The 18477-nt window shown below is 43.7% G+C and carries 13 protein-coding genes; 6 read left to right on the forward strand and 7 right to left on the reverse strand.

Annotated elements, in window-relative coordinates; genetic code table 11:
• Window position 1: 1 nt before the first annotated feature.
• Window positions 2–832: a sugar phosphate isomerase/epimerase gene (locus ACFQZI_RS00220; RefSeq protein ID WP_377137155.1), complete on the forward strand. Its 831-nt coding sequence runs from the start codon at window positions 2–4 to the stop codon at window positions 830–832.
• On the opposite strand, the gene ACFQZI_RS00225 is transcribed toward ACFQZI_RS00220, so the two are convergent.
• A complete protein-coding gene (locus ACFQZI_RS00225; RefSeq protein WP_377137157.1) occupies window positions 794–3328 on the reverse strand; it encodes an alpha-L-rhamnosidase-related protein in 2535 nt (844 codons plus the stop codon). The genes ACFQZI_RS00220 and ACFQZI_RS00225 overlap by 39 nt on opposite strands.
• Before the next feature lie 312 nt (window positions 3329–3640).
• Here ACFQZI_RS00225 and ACFQZI_RS00230 point away from each other — a divergent pair, with 312 nt between their 5' ends.
• From ACFQZI_RS00230 to ACFQZI_RS00240, 3 genes are all read left to right on the forward strand, one after another.
• Window positions 3641–5170, forward strand: a complete 1530-nt coding sequence (locus ACFQZI_RS00230) for a family 43 glycosylhydrolase (protein WP_377137159.1) — start codon at window positions 3641–3643, stop codon at window positions 5168–5170.
• Between the two features lie 75 nt (window positions 5171–5245).
• Window positions 5246–6148 (forward strand): AraC family transcriptional regulator, encoded by a 903-nt coding sequence (locus tag ACFQZI_RS00235; protein WP_377137161.1) that lies wholly within the window; start codon window positions 5246–5248, stop codon window positions 6146–6148.
• A 119-nt stretch (window positions 6149–6267) separates the two neighbouring features.
• A complete protein-coding gene (locus ACFQZI_RS00240; RefSeq protein ID WP_377137163.1) occupies window positions 6268–7710 on the forward strand; it encodes an arabinose isomerase in 1443 nt (480 codons plus the stop codon).
• Between the two features lie 560 nt (window positions 7711–8270).
• Here ACFQZI_RS00240 and ACFQZI_RS00245 read toward each other — a convergent pair.
• The 5 genes from ACFQZI_RS00245 to ACFQZI_RS00265 form a co-directional block, all read right to left on the reverse strand.
• Window positions 8271–8468: a hypothetical protein gene (locus ACFQZI_RS00245; RefSeq protein ID WP_377137165.1), complete on the reverse strand. Its 198-nt coding sequence runs from the start codon at window positions 8466–8468 to the stop codon at window positions 8271–8273.
• A gap of 240 nt (window positions 8469–8708) precedes the next feature.
• Window positions 8709–9686, reverse strand: coding sequence for a lanthionine synthetase LanC family protein (locus ACFQZI_RS00250; RefSeq protein WP_377137167.1), 978 nt, complete (start codon window positions 9684–9686; stop codon window positions 8709–8711).
• Entirely contained in the window at window positions 9683–11248 is a 1566-nt protein-coding gene (locus ACFQZI_RS00255) for a hypothetical protein (protein ID WP_377137168.1), read from the reverse strand. The genes ACFQZI_RS00250 and ACFQZI_RS00255 overlap by 4 nt, the downstream gene beginning before the upstream one ends.
• Window positions 11249–11331: 83 nt before the next feature.
• Window positions 11332–11541, reverse strand: a complete 210-nt coding sequence (locus ACFQZI_RS00260) for a hypothetical protein (RefSeq protein WP_377137170.1) — start codon at window positions 11539–11541, stop codon at window positions 11332–11334.
• A 121-nt stretch (window positions 11542–11662) separates the two neighbouring features.
• Window positions 11663–13336 carry a vitamin K epoxide reductase family protein gene (locus ACFQZI_RS00265; protein WP_377137172.1) on the reverse strand — a complete coding sequence of 558 codons (1674 nt, stop codon included), beginning with the start codon at window positions 13334–13336 and terminating at the stop codon, window positions 11663–11665.
• A gap of 346 nt (window positions 13337–13682) precedes the next feature.
• Here ACFQZI_RS00265 and ACFQZI_RS00270 point away from each other — a divergent pair, with 346 nt between their 5' ends.
• Complete coding sequence (locus tag ACFQZI_RS00270; RefSeq protein ID WP_377137174.1) at window positions 13683–14750, forward strand: sensor histidine kinase; 1068 nt, start codon at window positions 13683–13685, stop codon at window positions 14748–14750.
• Window positions 14729–15445: a LytR/AlgR family response regulator transcription factor gene (locus ACFQZI_RS00275; RefSeq protein ID WP_377137176.1), complete on the forward strand. Its 717-nt coding sequence runs from the start codon at window positions 14729–14731 to the stop codon at window positions 15443–15445. Before ACFQZI_RS00270 ends, ACFQZI_RS00275 begins: the two co-directional genes overlap by 22 nt.
• Here ACFQZI_RS00275 and ACFQZI_RS00280 read toward each other — a convergent pair.
• Window positions 15440–18343 (reverse strand): lantibiotic dehydratase, encoded by a 2904-nt coding sequence (locus ACFQZI_RS00280; protein ID WP_377137178.1) that lies wholly within the window; start codon window positions 18341–18343, stop codon window positions 15440–15442. The two genes, ACFQZI_RS00275 and ACFQZI_RS00280, sit on opposite strands and share 6 nt — an antisense overlap.
• Window positions 18344–18477 lie beyond the last annotated feature (134 nt).

The raw sequence follows: 18477 nt of genomic DNA on the forward strand, positions 1-18477 counted from the left end.
GGTGGAAATTAAAATATTATGTCCGATTTGGGGGCATGAGCATCTGCCGCTGTTTTCATTTCTTGAAAAAGTGAGAATTGCCGGTTTTGACGGATTGGAGACCTGGATACCTGAGTATAAAAGTGATCGTAAGATCTTATATGATTATCTTCAGCAATTCGAGATGCCGCTGTTGGCACATCAGTACCAGGCGCAGGGCAGTACCTTCCAACAGTTCAAAGCGTCTTTTAAAAAGCGCCTAACGGAATGTGCGGCAGCGCAACCAATACTTATCAATTCCCATACGGGCCGCGACTGGTTTACGGCGCAACAAAATATCGAACTGATAGACATCGCTCATAATTTCTTTACTAAGACAGGCATTCTCGTGGTTCATGAAACCCATCGGGGGCGCTTGGGTTATTCTCCGCAGTCTGCCACGGAATTGTTCAGCCTTCGCGATGATTACTTAATAACGGCAGACTTTTCACATTGGACCTGCGTAACAGAAAGCATGTTGGAGAATTTTGAGCCGGCCATACATGAGGCTATAAAAAGGACGCGGCATGTACATGCGAGAATAGGCTATGAAAACGGCCCCCAGGTGCCGGACCCAAGGGCATCAGAATGGCGTTATGCCTCGGAAAAGTTTCTTGACTGGTGGGAGCTTATCGTGCTGGCGAACAAACGTTCAGGGCGGGCGGTACTTACTTTTACAACCGAGTTTGGCCCGCCCCCGTACATGCCTACTGTACCCTTCAGTAATATTCCTGTAGCTGATCAGTTCGAAGTTAACTGCTTTATGAAAGACCTTTTAAAAAGCCGTTATACTGATCTTGCGGCCTCCGGCTGAAGTATTGTCTGTAAATACGATGTCTCCCTTGCTGTTACTCTTTGTGCTGCTTATTTTCCCGCCAACCCGTAAACTATACATGGTTAATGGCTTGAGAGCCCTGATGCGGAAAGTTACACGCTGCGCTTTTCCGTTTAAAGAATTTATGGTGAATGTTTTTTGTTGTCCGGTCCACAAATTAATGGTTAACCGATATCTTGTGCTGCCTGTGATCTGCATTGCAGGATTTTCATCGCCCTTATCAAAGTAACTGAGCAGGTTGCCTGTTGCATAAAATCCAAATTTCTCAGCGGCGCGTAATTCAACTCTGCCGTCAGCAATGATATAGTCACCCGGGCTCAACCTGATGTTTAGCAACTGATCCTGATAATGGTATTTAAGCATGGTGCCAGCCAATTCGGGTGTTAAATGCGGATCCAGGTACAACCGGTTATACAACGGATTAACACCATAGATGGACTGATAAAGACCGACAATGGCAAGGCTGTTCCCGGCCAGGATATCGTCACCCTGTCCATGTTGATCTTTGCGACTGTAGCGCTGAAAGGCCAGCCCATCGTTACCATACTGTTGAAGGACATTCTTTACATATTTTAAAGCGATTTGAGGCTTGTATTTGGCATATGCCGCAACCCCGACAGCCCCCCAGGACAGGAAAAGGTCTCCGTTTTCATAATTCGGGAACGGAAGCTGATCTTTACGCAATTCACCCGGTTCGTAAGAGGTAAGGGTTAGTGGCCAAAAAAATAGTTTTTCCTTTTGCATCTGCTCTTCAATGCCATCCAGTATCTGTTGTTGTCTTTCCTGCTGGTCGCAAATGCCGTAAGCGATCGCCATGAAGTTTACCGGTGTTACCATATTACGGCCATGTATAGCGCCGCTCTTATCACGCCAGTGTACGTAGCAGTTATTTTCTTCATCCCACAAGCCACCCTGGCTACATGGCTTGTTAAAGCTCTCTTTAAGCTTTGCAGCGAAATTTTTATAATATTCAGCTTTGGTGATATTACCAAGTAATTTTTCAATTTTAGCCCATTTGCTGAGCGCGTAGTATAGTTTAGCGTTTACAAAGGCATTTTCATAAGATGCCCACACAATATCTATCCAGTCGCTGCTTTTTTGCTCGTCCTGGTTATCATTCATCATTTCCACCAGTCCATTATGATTTTTGTCGCGGTTAAGTATCCAGTCGAGCGCCTTTTCACAAGCCTGCTGCTGGCCCTTTACCCAATTGTTGTTTCCCGTCAGATCAAAAAGGTCTGCAACATTACTAACGTAATCGGGATTAGAGTCCATCAGTGTTCCCCATTGTGCTTCATAAAAACCATACTTATTATATTGGCCGGGGGCCGCGTCTTCATTAGAGTAGGCCCAGCGGGAATAAACCCGGCCATCAGCTTTGATCGCATGATCACGGTAAAAGTCAAGGCAGGCTTTATACCCTTTTAGGTAGGCCGGATCGTTTATGCCTAAGCCTAATTGCGCAATGTATTGTTCATGCAGGCAAATAGGGCCATAAGGCGTTGCCCAGCTGTTACCGCCGTAGTGGAGCGAATCAATAACGCCAATGCGGGCAATTGTATTTAAAACGGCACTTATCTGTTTACCGTTGACACCTGTGAGGTGTCCCCGGTCATACCGCTTAGTATTGTTAGCGTACTTGAATATAACCGACTGGGTTGAATTATTTACTCCCGGCACCGGTTCCCACACATTTCCGTCGCCTCTGATAAATAGTCTCCTGTGTGTATCTTTATCCAACCGCGGAATAATTGCCTGTGGTGAAACAACGATGGTGTACTCCAACCGGTTATCAGCGGTATACTTGTACGTCATGGCTACCTTATTTCCGGGCGAGCTGACGGATACGTCTAACCCGTCGGCGTTGCGGCTGTTCCAAAAACGGGATGTTTGTGAATGTACCCCATAACTTGAAGGCTTGTCTGTAAAAAGATAGAACCAGGCTAATCCGCCATAACCCTGGAAGGCACCGTCCCAGGTTTTTATGCTTTTAAAATTGATAACAGGGGCGGAATTTGCGGTAAGCGCTACTTTTTTAGAAAATTTACGGGCGATCTGCCAAACAATCTCATCGCCTTTTCTTAAAAATGTCCAGCATTCCGCTACAGAGAGTTCATCATCGCCATAGATAATATTATTGATTACGATGCCATCTTTCCCCGGCACAGCCGCCGGCTTGCGGAGAAGATGAAGAGAAGTAAAGGTTTTACCGTTATAATTCAGAGCGGTGTACATGCCGTCAGGGGCGTTAATTACCTGCCTGCCATTCAGCGCCATGGATACAACGCTGGCTTGGTTGCCGCAATTGATTACAAGCTGAATTTTACCGTTTTCGATAACATACGTTTTTCCGGGACGCGGCAATGTGTTACGGGTAGCCAGTACAGGTACGCTGTTGGTTAATGTAATAGAGCATAACCAGGCCATCTTAATAAGTAAGCTATTCAACAAAGCTCGTTTCTGGTGGCTTTTCATGGGTGTAAGCAAATACTGAGGCATTTTGAAAGATTCATATTAGGGTCAATCAAATGTATTGTAAAACGATAGCAGCACCATTGGATTTAACGCACTAATTTTTAACCTTTTTGATATTAGTGCAAAGAAAAATAATGGTTCAATTAGAGTAATATGTGATCCCGAAAACGATATTATCCTATTTTAAATTATCAAAAAAGACAAACAATAAGCCATACAAGTCAGGAGCAGGCCCTTATATAATTATAAATTTGATTAACCAACGAATTTGTTTTATTCATAGTAACCTTGATCAATATAAGCCTTTTGCAGATGACTCATGTACGTTTACTGACTTTTACCCTTACCTTACTGATTTGCCTGTCTGGCAGTATGGGTGCGTTATGCCAAATAAAAAATTTTGACAAAGAAGGACGCCAACTTATACGGCTTAGCAAGGCAGGGGATGCAATAGATGCTCATGACGGGGAAATTGCACAATTCAATGGTGTCTACTACCTGTATGGCACCAGTTATGATTGCGGGTTTGAGTGGGGGAATAAAGGCGCCCCGTTTTGCGGCTTTAAAGTTTATTCTTCTAAAGACCTGGTTAACTGGATAGATAAAGGGTATCTGTTTGATGCTAAAACGCCTGTATGGCAAAGTCGTTGCGATGGTAAAACTTATGGCTGTTTTCGCCCGCACGTGGTCTATAACAAGCTCAATAACAATTACGTTCTATGGATAAATGTCTACGATAACGTTATCGGCTACCGGGTGTTTACCAGCAAATCGCCTGTAGGGCCCTTTAAAGAGACAGCAGAGCCAGAGCTTGCTGTAAATGCCGATAAACCCGCGGCAGGGCTAAACAATGGGGATCATGATATTTTTATTGATGACGACGGCCGGGGTTATATCGCCTATACAGACTGGAGAACCAAGGGTACGATCGTTATTGAAAAGCTAAGCAATGATTATTTATCAGGTACCGGCGAATGTGTAAAAATGGTAACACCTGGATCAACTGAAGCACCCGCGCTTTTTAAAAGAAAAGGCCGCTATTACGTCACCTATTCCGATCCGAATTGCGGTTATTGCTCAGGTACCGGCACATCATACCGTATGGCAGGTAACCCATTAGGCCCGTGGAGCGAAGGTGTTTCCATCAGCAACAATTCTTGTGGCGGCCAGCCATCGTTTGTCTCAACCATCAAAATCAAATCAGACGATATATTTCTTTATGGCAGCGATCTATGGAACAACGCAGCCAAAAATGAAGCCCTTGCAAATTACTATTGGGCGCAATTAAAGTTTGATACCGATGGCAGCATCAAACCATTACAGTGTGCAGAAGCATACCTTAAAGCAAAAGTTTCATCTCTGCAAAAGCGTGTCGTCGCTTCGATGCCCGAAAAAAACTATTTTATTCCTAAGGATACGATCGATAAAAAAACGCAATGGGGTCAAACATTTGTTGCTTATCGCAATGGCCGGCTTACAAAAATTGAAATGGTTTTGTTTAAAAATCACCATCCTGATAAGGACCTGGAGATCTATATTTGCGCTATAGCGAATAATAAGGTACAAATGTCTGCACCTATATTCAAAAAAATTATACCCGTGGCTGACATTGGCTGGTCGGCGAAGAAGCTCACGATCCTGCCCGGTTTTAAGGTGAAAAAGGGTAGGGGGTATGCGGCTATTTTACGTACTACTTCTACTGTAGGTTATTACGGTTTTTTAGCACAAAAGCAATCTAAACTTGCAGGTATTTACCTTACGGGCAGCAAGGATGACGGTAATACCTTTACTAAAATACCAGGTGAAACAATGCATCTTAAAACCGTAATAAAGGCATTATGAACAGCTATGCCTTATTTGCAGATCAAATACATCAATACTGAATTTTAATGGCTAATGCTTACCTATTATGTTTGGATGAACAATTATTACAAATATTTACCAATAAGTGATGAGGATGCAGGATGGGGCCTATCCATTGTCAATGCCGGATGCACGCGCGTAAAGCCCGATAGTTGTTATCCGGTGCCCAATCATCCGGGGCATCATAATTTTAATTGGAAAAAAGGAAGGGTATTAAACGAATATCAAATTATTTATATCACGGCGGGGAAGGGGGTTTTTGAGTCAGACAGTTCGGGTGTTGTGGATATCCGGGCCGGAACCATAATCATTCTTTACCCCGGGGACAGGCACCGTTACAAACCACATGCTTATACCGGCTGGGATGAATACTGGATAGGTTTAAAGGGGGAAATAATGGACAGGTTAGTTTCTAACGGTTTTTTTAAGCAGGAATTGCCGTGTTTGTTTATTGGCTATAATGAAAAGGTATTTAACACCCTTAATTATATTATTGAGCAAACAAAGACAGAGAACCCCGGGTATCAGCCAGACATTTCAGGCGCGGCATTATCGTTGTTGGGTAGTTGCCATGCCATTATAAGGCAGGGGACGGTTGATTTTGATATCAAGAACCCGGTTATTCATAAGGCTCTTTTGCTCTTCCGTTCAAACATAAATGAGGATTTTTCTCCGGAAATTGCCGCCGATCAGCTTCAGGTCGGCTATTCATGGTTTCGGAAGGTTTTTAAGGCGCATACGGGTCTTTCTCCGGGGCAATATTTCATACAACTGAAGATAGAACGTGCTAAAAATTTATTAAGTGATCCGTCCCTGTCAACCAAATGGATAGCAAACGACCTGCGCTTTGAGTCGTATTTTTACTTTTGCCGGCTTTTTAAAAGCAGAACGGGCATGACGCCCTTAGAATACCGGAAGCGGATAAATAAAGGTTCGGGTTTTCTAAGCGATGAGTAATGGGATCATCCTAAGATGCTTTAACACATACGGCCTCATAAATTGCAACCGTCTTTAGCTCATTTACAACTCAATATTATATTATAATAACCGCCCGTTTAGGTTTAAACGGCTTCCCAATGGAAAAATATACATCAAAAAAAAACACATTTAAAGTGGGCTTGTTCGGAATCGGTTTAAAGACCTACTGGGATCAGTTCCCTGGTTTAAAAGATCGTTTATTGGGCTACATAGAAGCCGTAAGCCAGCGTCTTGGCATCTTCGAAGCAGAAGTTATAAACCTCGGCCTTATTGACGATGCACAAAAGGCGTTTCAGGCCGGCGTTGATTTCCGGAAGGCCGACGTGGAGCTTATCTTTCTTTATGCCACCACATATGCACTCTCGTCAACAGTTTTGCCTGCGGTCCGTAAGTCAAAAGCACCTGTTATTATGCTTAACCTTAGCCCCGCTGCCGCAATTGATTACAGTGCATTCAATCAGCTACCCGACCGTTCCAGCATGACGGCGGAATGGCTGGCCTATTGCGGCAGTTGCCCGGTGCCCGAAGCCGCTAATGTTCTAAAAAGCGCGGGAGTTCCATTTTATCAGATCACCGGGACACTGGATGATGAGCATGTGTGGAAAAAAGCCGGCGAATGGATAGAGGCTGCCAGGGTAGCTCACGAAATGTCCCGCAATGTGCTTGGTTTAATGGGTAATTATTACTCGGGTATGCTGGATATCTATTCCAATTTGCGGCTTCACTGTGCCATCTTTGGCGGCCATATAGAGATCATTGAGGTTGATGAGCTATCAAAATTAAGGGAAAATGTTACTGCGGATGAAGTAAAGACTAAAATAACCGAATTTAACGAAGCATTTGACATTGAACCGGATTGTTCTGCAACAGAGCTTACGCGCGCTGCAAACACAGCCGTTGCGCTTGATAAATTAGTGGAAAAATATGGTTTGGGCTCGTTAGCCTACTATCATAAAGGGGTAGGGATACCGGCAAATGAGCATAGCATGAGCTCTATCATTTTAGGCACTTCCATGCTTACGGCAAATGGTGTTCCGGTTGCAGGAGAATATGAGGTGAAGAATGTTCAGGCCATGAAAATTATGGATATTTTTGGGGCAGGAGGATCTTTTACCGAGTATTATGCAATGGATTTTAATGATAACGTTGTATTGATGGGGCATGATGGCCCGTGCCACCCCAAAATCGCAGAGGGAAGGGTTAAAGTAAAGCCGCTAAAGATCTACCATGGCAAGGTCGGTAATGGCCTGTCGGTAGAAATGTCTGTGGCACATGGTAAGGTAACGCTCCTATCTGTTGTAGAAACTCCTGATGGCAAGCTCCTGTTCCTCGTGGCGGAAGCTGAAAGCGTGCCGGGGCCGGTTCTTGAAATTGGTAACACAAACAGCCGTTATCGGTTCCCTATCGATGCTGCCGTTTTTGTAGAAAAATGGAATGAACAGGGTCCGGCCCATCACTGTGCGATAGGGAGGGGGCATATCGCTTCAAAAATTGAGAAACTTGGTGAATTATTAGGGCTAAAAACCGTTGTTATCTGTTAACTTGATCAGATATAAATGTACTCTTGCGGCTGCATGAATTACGGCTGCCACAAGGCATGATATGTCGAAGATCATGTTGAGTGATACTTACTACGAGGAGAAACCAGGTTAGTTTTGATGGGTCTATGCTAATCGCTGGATTTAATAACTACTAAATACATTAGAGCCAGGGAAAAAATTGGCAACTTTATATCAATTGAAAGGGCTGTTCACCTCCACTGACAGTTGTATAAATTGGTGATCAGTCCCTGCATTGCTTTATAATTGTGGTCGGGACTCGAACGGATTTTAGCATAAGTTTAATTTTAGTCACTTATGATTTTAAGCTGTAACAATTGTTGTATTCGCACCATTTTTATCAGATTGTGCAAATTTAAAAGAATCGTGTGAACATACGGACATCAAGTTATTAGAAACCGATGCCAAGGTCAATTACACAAATTTCTTACAATTCATAAGATGGAAAACTTACATCTGTCTAACTGTTTTCTAAGATTTCAAGCCTTATATCTCCATTTGTAAAGCGGTAAATCTCAAAACACCATCTGCGCCACCTTGTCTTATTGCCTGAAACTGATGGATGATATGGGAAAAAAGCGCATGCTCCAGGCCTCCTGTTTTGAGTTGTGGATAAGATGTCCGTTGAGAGACGTGATGTATTGGATCTCATCTTTGTTATGCTTATCAACGTAAGTACCGATGAATTTTTGCAGATCTGATTCCTGCAAGTCAACCTTTTTCTTGTATTCGGCCGTCAAAGGTTTTCCATCCAGAATCTGATTGATATCATATGATCTACATAATATTACTGGAAGTTAGATCAAGCATCATTGGTGCTGCCATAAGGTATAGCATGCGCAGGTTTCACTGTTATAAATGGCAAGGTTGAGGGCGACGACACCGGCGCTTATGAGCCAAAACACTCTACCGATTTTTTCGATTGGCTAATATATCTTATCGGCGCTTGTTGATTTTAAATGGGCTTTTGGAATCGTTAGTCAGATGAAAATTTCTTCATCTGTTGGAAGCGACTGTTTTTTGTATGTGTTTCTTAGGATATTCAGCACATCAGGCAGTGTCCAACGTACTGATGCTTCCATATCATTAGCTTTGAATGCATCCGTTTCAGGCCGCAGTTCTGCAAGCATAAGCCGCTCCGTTAAGGGACGGTTTAAATCCTGCAGCATATTAGCCATATCCCTCGCTCTAGTGATGGTTCGGGCATCGTTTAACAGGATGCCCGATCGATAATACGCCCGGATCAGGACAAGATCGGCTGACGAACAGCAATTTTCAACTGGCTTGGACAGCAGATATTTAGACAGCTCATTAAGCGTTTCGCAAATGATATTTTTGCATTCATTTGCATTTAATTTTGAATTTTTTGTCAATGACAGAAATATAAGACCCATCGAAACAGACTCTGCTTCGTCCATGCGGTGAGGATGCGCGCAGGAAATCATTTTTTTTACGAGAATAGGCAACTGGTCGCAAATCCCGTCGGTCATCAGGGTCAAGCATTCGCGCAGGCAAAGCATTCTGTAACGGCTGGAATTTTTATTTTTTGATAACAGGCGCCGGTAAAAATAAAGGCCTCTGCCAGTAAATTGCCCAATGGAAGCGTTTGAAGGATGGACATTGTATAACACACTTTTATAAAGTTCATCATCCATGTCCGCAAGTAGTTCGTTGGTATCCGCTTCAATGTGCTTGTTTTGTGCCAGCCATTCGATCAACCAGCCAATACCGGCCATACCATCCCTGAAATCAGCACGCTCTACAGCGGCGACCTGTTCACTCAGCTGGTCCAGCATCATTAGGCCGCTTGCCTTATAGCGGGGGTCATGTGTGATGACATGGAGCTTAAAATAGACGAGGATCATTCCGGCCAGCCCGTCTCTCAAACTGCAAGATGCACTCATGACTTCTTCGTTGGCGACCAGCCAGCGTTCTATTTGTTTGACCAGTTCGCTCATGATAGAATACATTGATGGACGGGGGAACTTAAACGGTAAACTGGTCCGTTAACAAAGGCAATATCAGTATCTGTAAGATTGGCTGTCAGCCAATCCAATTTTTGATATTTTATATTTTCTTGAATCTTTTTTAGGCTGCCGAAAACTGGACCTGATGTCTGGCCATTGGATATTGGGCGCATTTTGTCATGATTTTCTTCAAATAGATCCACGCTCAATATCTTTAAGAACATTTGTTTCAGTAGGAGGTCAACCTGAGTTCCTGCTGCGCTGTAAGCCCTTATTAGTGAGTGTTGACCGGTACGCAAGTTAAACATAGTCTGCTGAATCTGCTTTATAGTTACTATGACGTCAACCGGCCATATCGCGAAATATGGCGTATTAATGGTGCTGACCAGACCATAAGTGTCTAAATACGCATTTCGATGATATTGGTGATTCAGTTCTTCCGGTAATTTTTGTCGGTCGATACTAGGCTTCAGCCCGTATTCGACAAGAATCGTACAAGTGCTGAAGTGCTTGTCGAGAAAACGGGTTATTGCGTAAACTGTTTCCAGGTCCTCGTCCGACCTGATGTTGACAGGTAGGAAAATGGTAACATCAAGCATATCGACCCTTTTGGAACGATTGCTTCGTTTGTATCCAGTTATAATTTCCAGTAAATATCCGCTGGCTGATTTTCTGTCTATGCTGCTAAGATCATGATCAATAGGGCTGTAATGAATAAAATCGCCCTTTTTGAATATCATGGAAGCGGGGTCTTGCCCTGCTCCGGTATAATGTAGTATTTTACGTTCTTCCAGCATCTCGGCGGGGCTACCTGCCCATGCGAATTCAAGTTCTTTGTGAATAACAAATTTTTTTTCAAAATACAGCGCTGTCCACCAGATTACCCACATATCTGCGCACCAGGCTTGTATCGTTCTATTGTCTCCATCATGTGTGCAAAGGCCAATCAATTTTTTATTTTCCTCAAGTAGAAACTTATACATGATCTCGGAGTCTTTTTCCATCTTTTCTAAAAAAGCCACATCAAGAGCTTTAAGGACATACTGAGCCCCGCCCGCATTGTGATCTTCAGCGATCACATGGTGTGTTTCGACACCAACCAGGCTGCACATGCGTTTAAAGCCGCTTTCACCGATTTTATCTTTAATGTAGGAACTTTCCAGATAATGCCTGCAATCCGAAACGTACCAGGTATCGTCTGAAGTCAGCAATTTAACATCAGGTAGGGATTTGAAAAGTATATCCGAGTCGTGATGAAAGACAGTCGCCTGCTGAAGGGCCGGAAATTTGCGGAAATGCTTGGCGATGATATGCCAGCGAAGGGATGGCTCATAGGATTTGCTTTCTCTCGTGTCCGGATAAGCGTGAATGTTAACTCCGGGATTATCGGATATAAATTGTTCAAAGACTGAACTTAGCCCTTTGTCAACATCATATCCCAATAGGATATGGATATCTGATCTTTTTATTCCTAATGACCGGAAATTAAAAACCTGTAATTGTAGCTGCCATAAAAAATAGTAATCGTCGGGCTGTGAGGATAAGAAGATCATGGATGGATTTCGTAATTTAGCGATTCTTAAAGTTGAAATAAAAGCGGTAATAGTTCACTACCGCTTTTAGTCATCTGATACGATTAGTTAAGAATTTTACCACCGCATACAAACGCTACGCACGCATTACAGCAATGTGCAAACACGCCCCAAGGGCAAGTGTTGCCATCCTTAACGCAATCCTGGGTTGATGCACTTTCATTTACCAAACCACCCATTACGTTTTTCATTTGGCTTCTGTCCAGTACTTGTTCAGCACCAAGTTTCAAAGCTTTCAGTTTTAAAGATTTCATAATTTAATTTTTAGTAGATATACCTGTTCCCTTTTTTATTGCCCGGAAACATTAAGGCAAAGTTCATTCTGTAAGTACTCGAGTTTATACAGAATGAAAATATTATTTTAGCAGCTACGCATCACTCTGCCAGCAGGTATTTGAGGTCGGAAACTTCGTATACCGGCGGCAATTGAAAGAACCTTGACGGTTGGTTTTCGTTGGACTTGATCGAGATGAAAAAAGTTGGTGTATGCCGGATATCAACGGCATTGCACCAGTCGCCCATCGCGTCAAGTTTATTTCCCTGCTTTAGCAACTCACCGTTCATCGGATATTTGTCAGCGAAAATTTTGTAATCTTTCTTTTCCGGCAGATACCATTGATCCAGCGCGGCCTTGGTTTGTTCCGTACCTAACTTTTCAGCAATCGCCATGAAATGCCTTACCGGTTCCACGGCCTGATAGGGGTCGTTGTTTTTTGGTGTAAATACAATACGGAGGTGTACATCCGGGTTATTGTGAAGCAACTCCTCCATCGGCTGGTGCGCCTTGGCACAGGGGCCACAATAGGGATTGCATACCTTGATGATTTGATATTTGGCATTTGGTTTTCCAAAACTAATTCCCAAACCTTCTGCATTTTTGCTAAGTGCTTTTTGTTGTTCCAGCAGGGTTGAGAATACACTGAAATTGTGTTTAAGTTGCTTTAATCGGGCTGTAACACTCTTTTTTTCCTTCGCATCCAGCAACGCGGGGTACAAAATTACGACCGCAATAAAAGGTATCGCCGAAGCGGTAATCCATTGCAGGAAGACATTCACCGGAATTGACTGTAGTTGTGCAAGTGTATGCCATCCTCCGATTAAAGCAGCGATAAATTGTAAAACCAGCAAGCTTTGAACCCACAAGCATAGTTTGCACCACTGTTTAACGACAGCCGACTGATAATATATAGAATAAACGGTGTAAGGTAATGCCAGGGCAGTTGACCAGCCCAAAAGCGTTAGCCCCGCAGGATCTGTAAAGCCCCGGAATATCAGGAAAAGTAATTGTCCGGTAAAATAACTGAAACCGATTTTACTCCAGCTTATTCCACCTATCGTGGCCCCTTTGGACTCCAATATAGCCCCGCAATTCACTTTCTTTTGAGGGCTGCATATCTGCAGTAGTAATGGGTTGAACTTGTCCAGGTCATACCATAACAAAAGCACGCCGACCAATGTGCCGGTCAAAGCAAATATTGAAAATATAAAAGGAACCCAAACAGCGTTACCCCTTTGTACGAGATCATATGCAGCCGCCAGCACCACTAACAAAGGAAGGGTGAAAATTATCAGGTTTCTCGCCTGTTTACGGCGTTTCTCCGATCTGACCTTTTTAATGAAGTCGCCTTCGCCGGCTATTGCGCTCGTCTCGGTCAGTAAAACGACATTCGATGCGATTTCAAGAAACGTTTCATGACTGCTTTGTGTCCAGAGATGGGTCTCCGGATCAAAATAATTTACAGACGAAGTACTCACTTCTTTAACGACCGTAAAGTAAAATATTCCGTCGCGCATTCCCTTGATTTGTGTGACAAAGGGGCAAGGGATCTCGGTAAAGCGGGCTGTGTCAAATTTAATGCTCAGGTTCTCTACTCCAAAGGACGTGAGCGCATCACTGATACTCAGCAGACTGGGATAATTGGGATGATGTTCAATGTTATTTTTTAAAGAGCTATCAGAAATATTGACATTCAATATTTTAACCAGCAGCGAAGTTATTTCGGTCGCGTTACTTTGGGGCTCGAGTAAGCTGTTCAAATAATTTTTCATCGGATGATAGAATTAAATCAATAGTGCATAGTACGTAATGCGGATGGCTTAACACCCGCATTACTAAGGTTCAGTTAACGTGTAAGGGAAGCTATTATCGCGAAGGCCTGGTTTTTAAAATACCGATCGAACTGATCGTTGTGATAGTTGGGTCATTGGTTGGAAATCCCTGGTTGGTCAATGTCGTCTCAGTGAAATTGAAAAGTGTTGAAGCTTTCAAAACCGGGCGTTTTTTTTGATTGATGCGCATTATTTTTAAGGTTTCCTTAAAATTAAGTTGGCTTTGGGCAGTGAAAAAAATTATTATCTTAGGAGTCATTTCCACAGGCTAAATGACCGTATTCGAATGATAATTATCAAAAAAGTAGTCTTTTACCATGCGATTGCCTGGATAATATTTATTGCCTATGAGGTATCCACCATCTATTTCCTGACAGGAAGGACAGCAGCCTTTATGGATTACCTGCCACACTATGTAATGAACATCGTTCTGTTTTACCTGATCGTTAAAATCATCACCAGTAACAAATACCGTTATAAATACCTTTGGGTAACCTCCATCCTTCTTTCGTATATATTTATCAACTATTGGCTTAACACGTTTTTAGAATCCTATGTGGTCAAACAAAGCCATCCCGTGAATTCGCTGAGAAGTTTTCTTGTTTCTAGCTTTTACAGGGGGATCTATTTCATCGGTTTGGGTACACTGTATGGATTTGCCTCAAACCTGTTGTATTCGGGAAGAACGATCAATGCCTTAAAGGAAGAAAAGCTGCAGAAGGAAAACGACCGTATTTCCCTGGAAAAGGATTTGCTGAGGTCGCAAAACGCTCTGCTCCGTGCGCAAATTAACCCGCATTTGTTTTTTAATACCTTAAACTTTATCTATAACGCCGTTTATAAAGTTTCTGACAAGGCAGGAGAGGCAGTCATGCTGTTAGCGGACATTACCAGGTATTCCATCACCAAAACGGACGAAAATGGTATGGCGCTGCTATCGGACGAATTGGCCAGTATTGAAGACCTGATCAGTCTAAATCAAATCCGGTTCAGTTCCAGGCTGCATATACGTTTTGAGAATAAGGTCGAAGGTGGCGAAATCAGGATCGTGCCCCTGGTTATGCTGACCCTGGTAGAAAACGTGGTTAAGTACGGCGACCTGCACGATGCAGAACACCCGGCATTGATCAAAGTTCAATTGGAGGATGGCTTTTTGCATTTTTCAACAAGGAATAAAAAGTTAAACGACCTGCATAAACTTAAAGGTAACGGCCTCGGTCTGGAAAATATTAGAATGCGGATGCAGAATGCCTATGCGGGTAAATTTAGTCTGCGGACCAACGAAACGGAAGATATGTTTTTTACAGACCTTACTATCCACACGGATTGCTTATGCTTAGCTGCTATATCATAGACGATGAAGAGCACCCTGTTGAGCTCTTAAAAGATTATATTTCGCGTACACCAGACATTAGCTTGGCTGGCTTTTCATTAGATCCTGTTTTGGGACTGCATGAGGTCTTACAAAATCCACCTGACATTTTATTCTTGGACGTGGATATGCCGGTTCTTTCAGGGTTTGACCTTTATGATTTGTTGAGCGGTAAATGCACTATCGTATTTACAACCGCCTTCCCCAAATATGCAGTTGATGCATACAATTTGGATGCCCGCGATTTCCTGCTAAAACCTATCCGTTATGAACGCTTTTTGAAGTGCCTGCAAAAGATCGGTCCGGTGCGAAATGAAGCCGCGGATACCGGATCAACGCGGGACTTTATTTTTGTCCAGACGGAAACTAAATCAAAACTTCTTAAAATCAGGCTGGATGACATTTACTATATTGAAGGTCTACATAACTATGTGGTTATTCATACGAGTGATCAAAAACACATTGTTTATATGCCGCTAAAAGATATACTGGAACAATTGCCTGAGGCCCGGTTTTGCCGGATACACCGGTCGTTCATCATCAACTATTCCCGTATCAAACAGATTGAAGGCAACCGGATATTCTTGGAGAAGTCTCCTGAACTGACCGTAGGGCCGCAATACCGAGAAGCTTTTTTTGACCGTGTCAAAAATGATCAGGTGCAGAAAAAGTTATAACTGCCTTTTGATTTGCGAAATTTCATACTGGTACAACAGGTGGTAAATGACCATTTCCTGTTTGCGCATGTCCCGCAAAAGGGACCGGTTGATATGCATGTGGTTGATGTCAGCAACGAAACTATCATCGGTAACAGCATACGCAGAACGGACACTTTTTAGTATCCTTAGGTAGTTACGGGCGAGCTTTGAAATGTTATTTTCTATATAAAACCTGTCATTATCCAGCAGCTCTCTTGTATCTTTATTCATTCGTCTTTTTGTTTTTTCAAGATTGCTCTTCATCAATCCGTCTGGGTCTATCTCCGCTCGCAGGCTGTCATGTACTTGCTTAATATGTCCCAGTCTTTCTGCCGGTGAAGGGAAAAATAGCCTTATGGTGTCGTAGCAAATTTTTATACCGGTGTAATAGGCAGGTGTGGCGCCTTTACGGACCACGGCCAGGATCATCCGGGAACTCAGGCAGAATAGCTGCTCGGCAGTTTCCATGCCAGCATACTTGTATCGCGCGGTCTCCGGCTCATAGGTGTGAACGCTTATCATATGAATCTTTCCCTGCCTCAGAAACCTTTCAAACAAGCTTTGACACCGATGCATAACCTCGCCGGAAATTATGTTCGTCGGTTTTATTCTTAACCTGATGTGCGGTTTAAGATCGTAATACCGAACGAAAAACCATTCCTTTACTATTCCTGACTTGACCAGCTTTTCAATCAACTGTCCTATTACTGAAAGCACGGGATTGGTATTAAATTCGGGCATATACAACTTATAATACAGCCACTCTCTGCCGGGATGACAACTGATTTTAACTTTTCGGCGGTAAGGGTTTGGTGGCTTAGGCGTGTTCCCATTATAGGCCGGAGCTGTGGATGTCACCGATGCAACAAATTCACTTGCATGTGTTTTTCCTTCCGCATTGACTACTGTTCCGCTTAGGGTATTTTCTTCAAAGACCTCCGTTAGGCCGATCGTTTTTTCAGGCAGCGCCTCGTTTAGCAGCGAACGGAGGCTTTGATCTTGTAAAATGTCAAAGACCAGGAACTGGTCATGCCGCGTAAGCGCCACCCTTGCCGGTAAGCCAATCGCTGCAGCTAGCTCCCGAAAAGCGGCCAACTGGTACTTAAATGGGGCTTTTTTTACTGTGGATAGCTCCTGCTCGGAAATCTGCCATTTGGCCAGAGACAATATACTGTCCCCAACTGAAATCCTTGGATAATAGCTCAGGCCCGGAAATAATTGCGCGGGGTCCAGCGTCCAGTTATAAAGTACAGACTGATATGGCAGGTCGCAAAGAAAGCGGAAGAGTGGAAGTTCTGCCCTTTGAAAATTATAAGCGCTGCTGAGTCTGGGAACAATTCTTTCGGAGAACCGCGGTGACCAGAGAATCAGTTCATCACCATGCATACTTAAGTATAATTCTGAAGGAAGCAACTGGTCTGTTTCAGGGACGCTTGATGCACCGCTGACAGGAATTTCTTTTTTCAGGATCACCGACCGCTGGTTGATGTTATCGGTTTTGCCGTCGGTGATACAAATGATTTCTGCAAAGTGAACGCCCGGATTATTTTTCGATTCCGATTCGGCAATATTGTTTACAGCATCTCTCAGCTCGGGGTCAAAAGGCGCAAACCTGGCTATGAGGGCAGTGGCGCTGACGCCGCCTGCCTGGCCGAGTAACAACCGATTTCCACTGATCCGGAAAGGGACGGAAAAACCGGCAGGCCAGGGCAGGCTTGGTTTTCCCAGCGCTTCAAGTTCCGAAGATGTTAAGTTTATTTCACTGCTCCTGCCCTCGGGCCACTTCTTTAACAACAGCTGATGAATTGGCCGCCATTCAAGTATCGTTTCACGCACGGATACATTAACATCCTGCATGAGATCCTGTAAAAGTGGCGAATCGTTTATAGCTTGCCCAAGCCCACCGTATGAAACGCCGGTTGCAGGATCCAACGCGGCCATTAGTGGTACGGCTTGGCCCCCAAAACGCTCTTTAAAATCTTTCTTGAAGCGGGTAAGCGTTTCCGGTTCGCTGCCGCTGGCTAAAAATGATAAGTTATGGATTGCTTGAGTTAATTTTTCTTTGACACTGGGAGGCATCATCCCTTTGACAGAAAGCCTGAGATTAGCGTAATAATGGCCTTTATGATGTAGTGGAATCTGGTTCATTTCTTCTGAAGAAACTGATATGGCCTTGGAGAACGAGGTTTGAACAGCTGCTTCGGTAAGTGTAAGGGGGGGCGAGGCAGTGCCCGTCAGCAGCTGCAGCTTTAGTAATTCCCGGATCAATGCGTCTGCCTCGTCGTTGCCCAGGTAATTATGGAGGTAATCCATAATTTCCGCGTGATTTTTTTCAGATTTGCAATAACTGAGAATGCGCATCGTCAACGGATCTTTTCTGATGCAGTCGATGCGGAACCGGCGCTTCTCTGCCGTTTCCTGATCAAAAGCGATAAAACGAATGTCGTGCGCTGGGTAATAAACAGTCGTATTCGTTTTGATAATATTAGGCATCGCAGTTTCAGAATGCCGCTTATCCGCCGCGATCAGTTCCCTGAAATCCGGTGAAAGGAAAAGGAGGCTGTCCGTTAGGCCTATCCGGATCTTTTGGTTACTGTCCCCGAATCTTAAAGCGGCAAAGCCCGCGAAAGCACCAAAGGGCGTTGCCCGGTTGCAGATTCTGTTGACGTAGTTGGACAATGATCTTTTGGACCTGCTGTCCAATTTGTTAAAATCAAAGGTATGTTTCTCCAACACAGCATAGAAATCGGGGCTAGCCAGCCAAATGGCCGTCCGAAAATAAGCGTCTGAGAGTAATGTCTCGGTATGATGACTAAGGAGTGGCCGCGCAGCCGCCCTGCATACCAATAGGGGGTAAAGTTGTAAAGAAGGTGGCATTTTGTAGACACTTAACCCGACACACGGCGCATTGTTTAGATTTTGTGTTATTTAGTTAAATGAATGCAAAGGAGCCATTGGTCACTTAAATGCATATTGTTCATCCGGATCAGGCTAAGGTCGTTGGTGTTTAT

The sequence above is a fragment of the Mucilaginibacter lutimaris genome (genome assembly GCF_042676625.1).
Taxonomy (GTDB): domain Bacteria; phylum Bacteroidota; class Bacteroidia; order Sphingobacteriales; family Sphingobacteriaceae; genus Mucilaginibacter; species Mucilaginibacter lutimaris.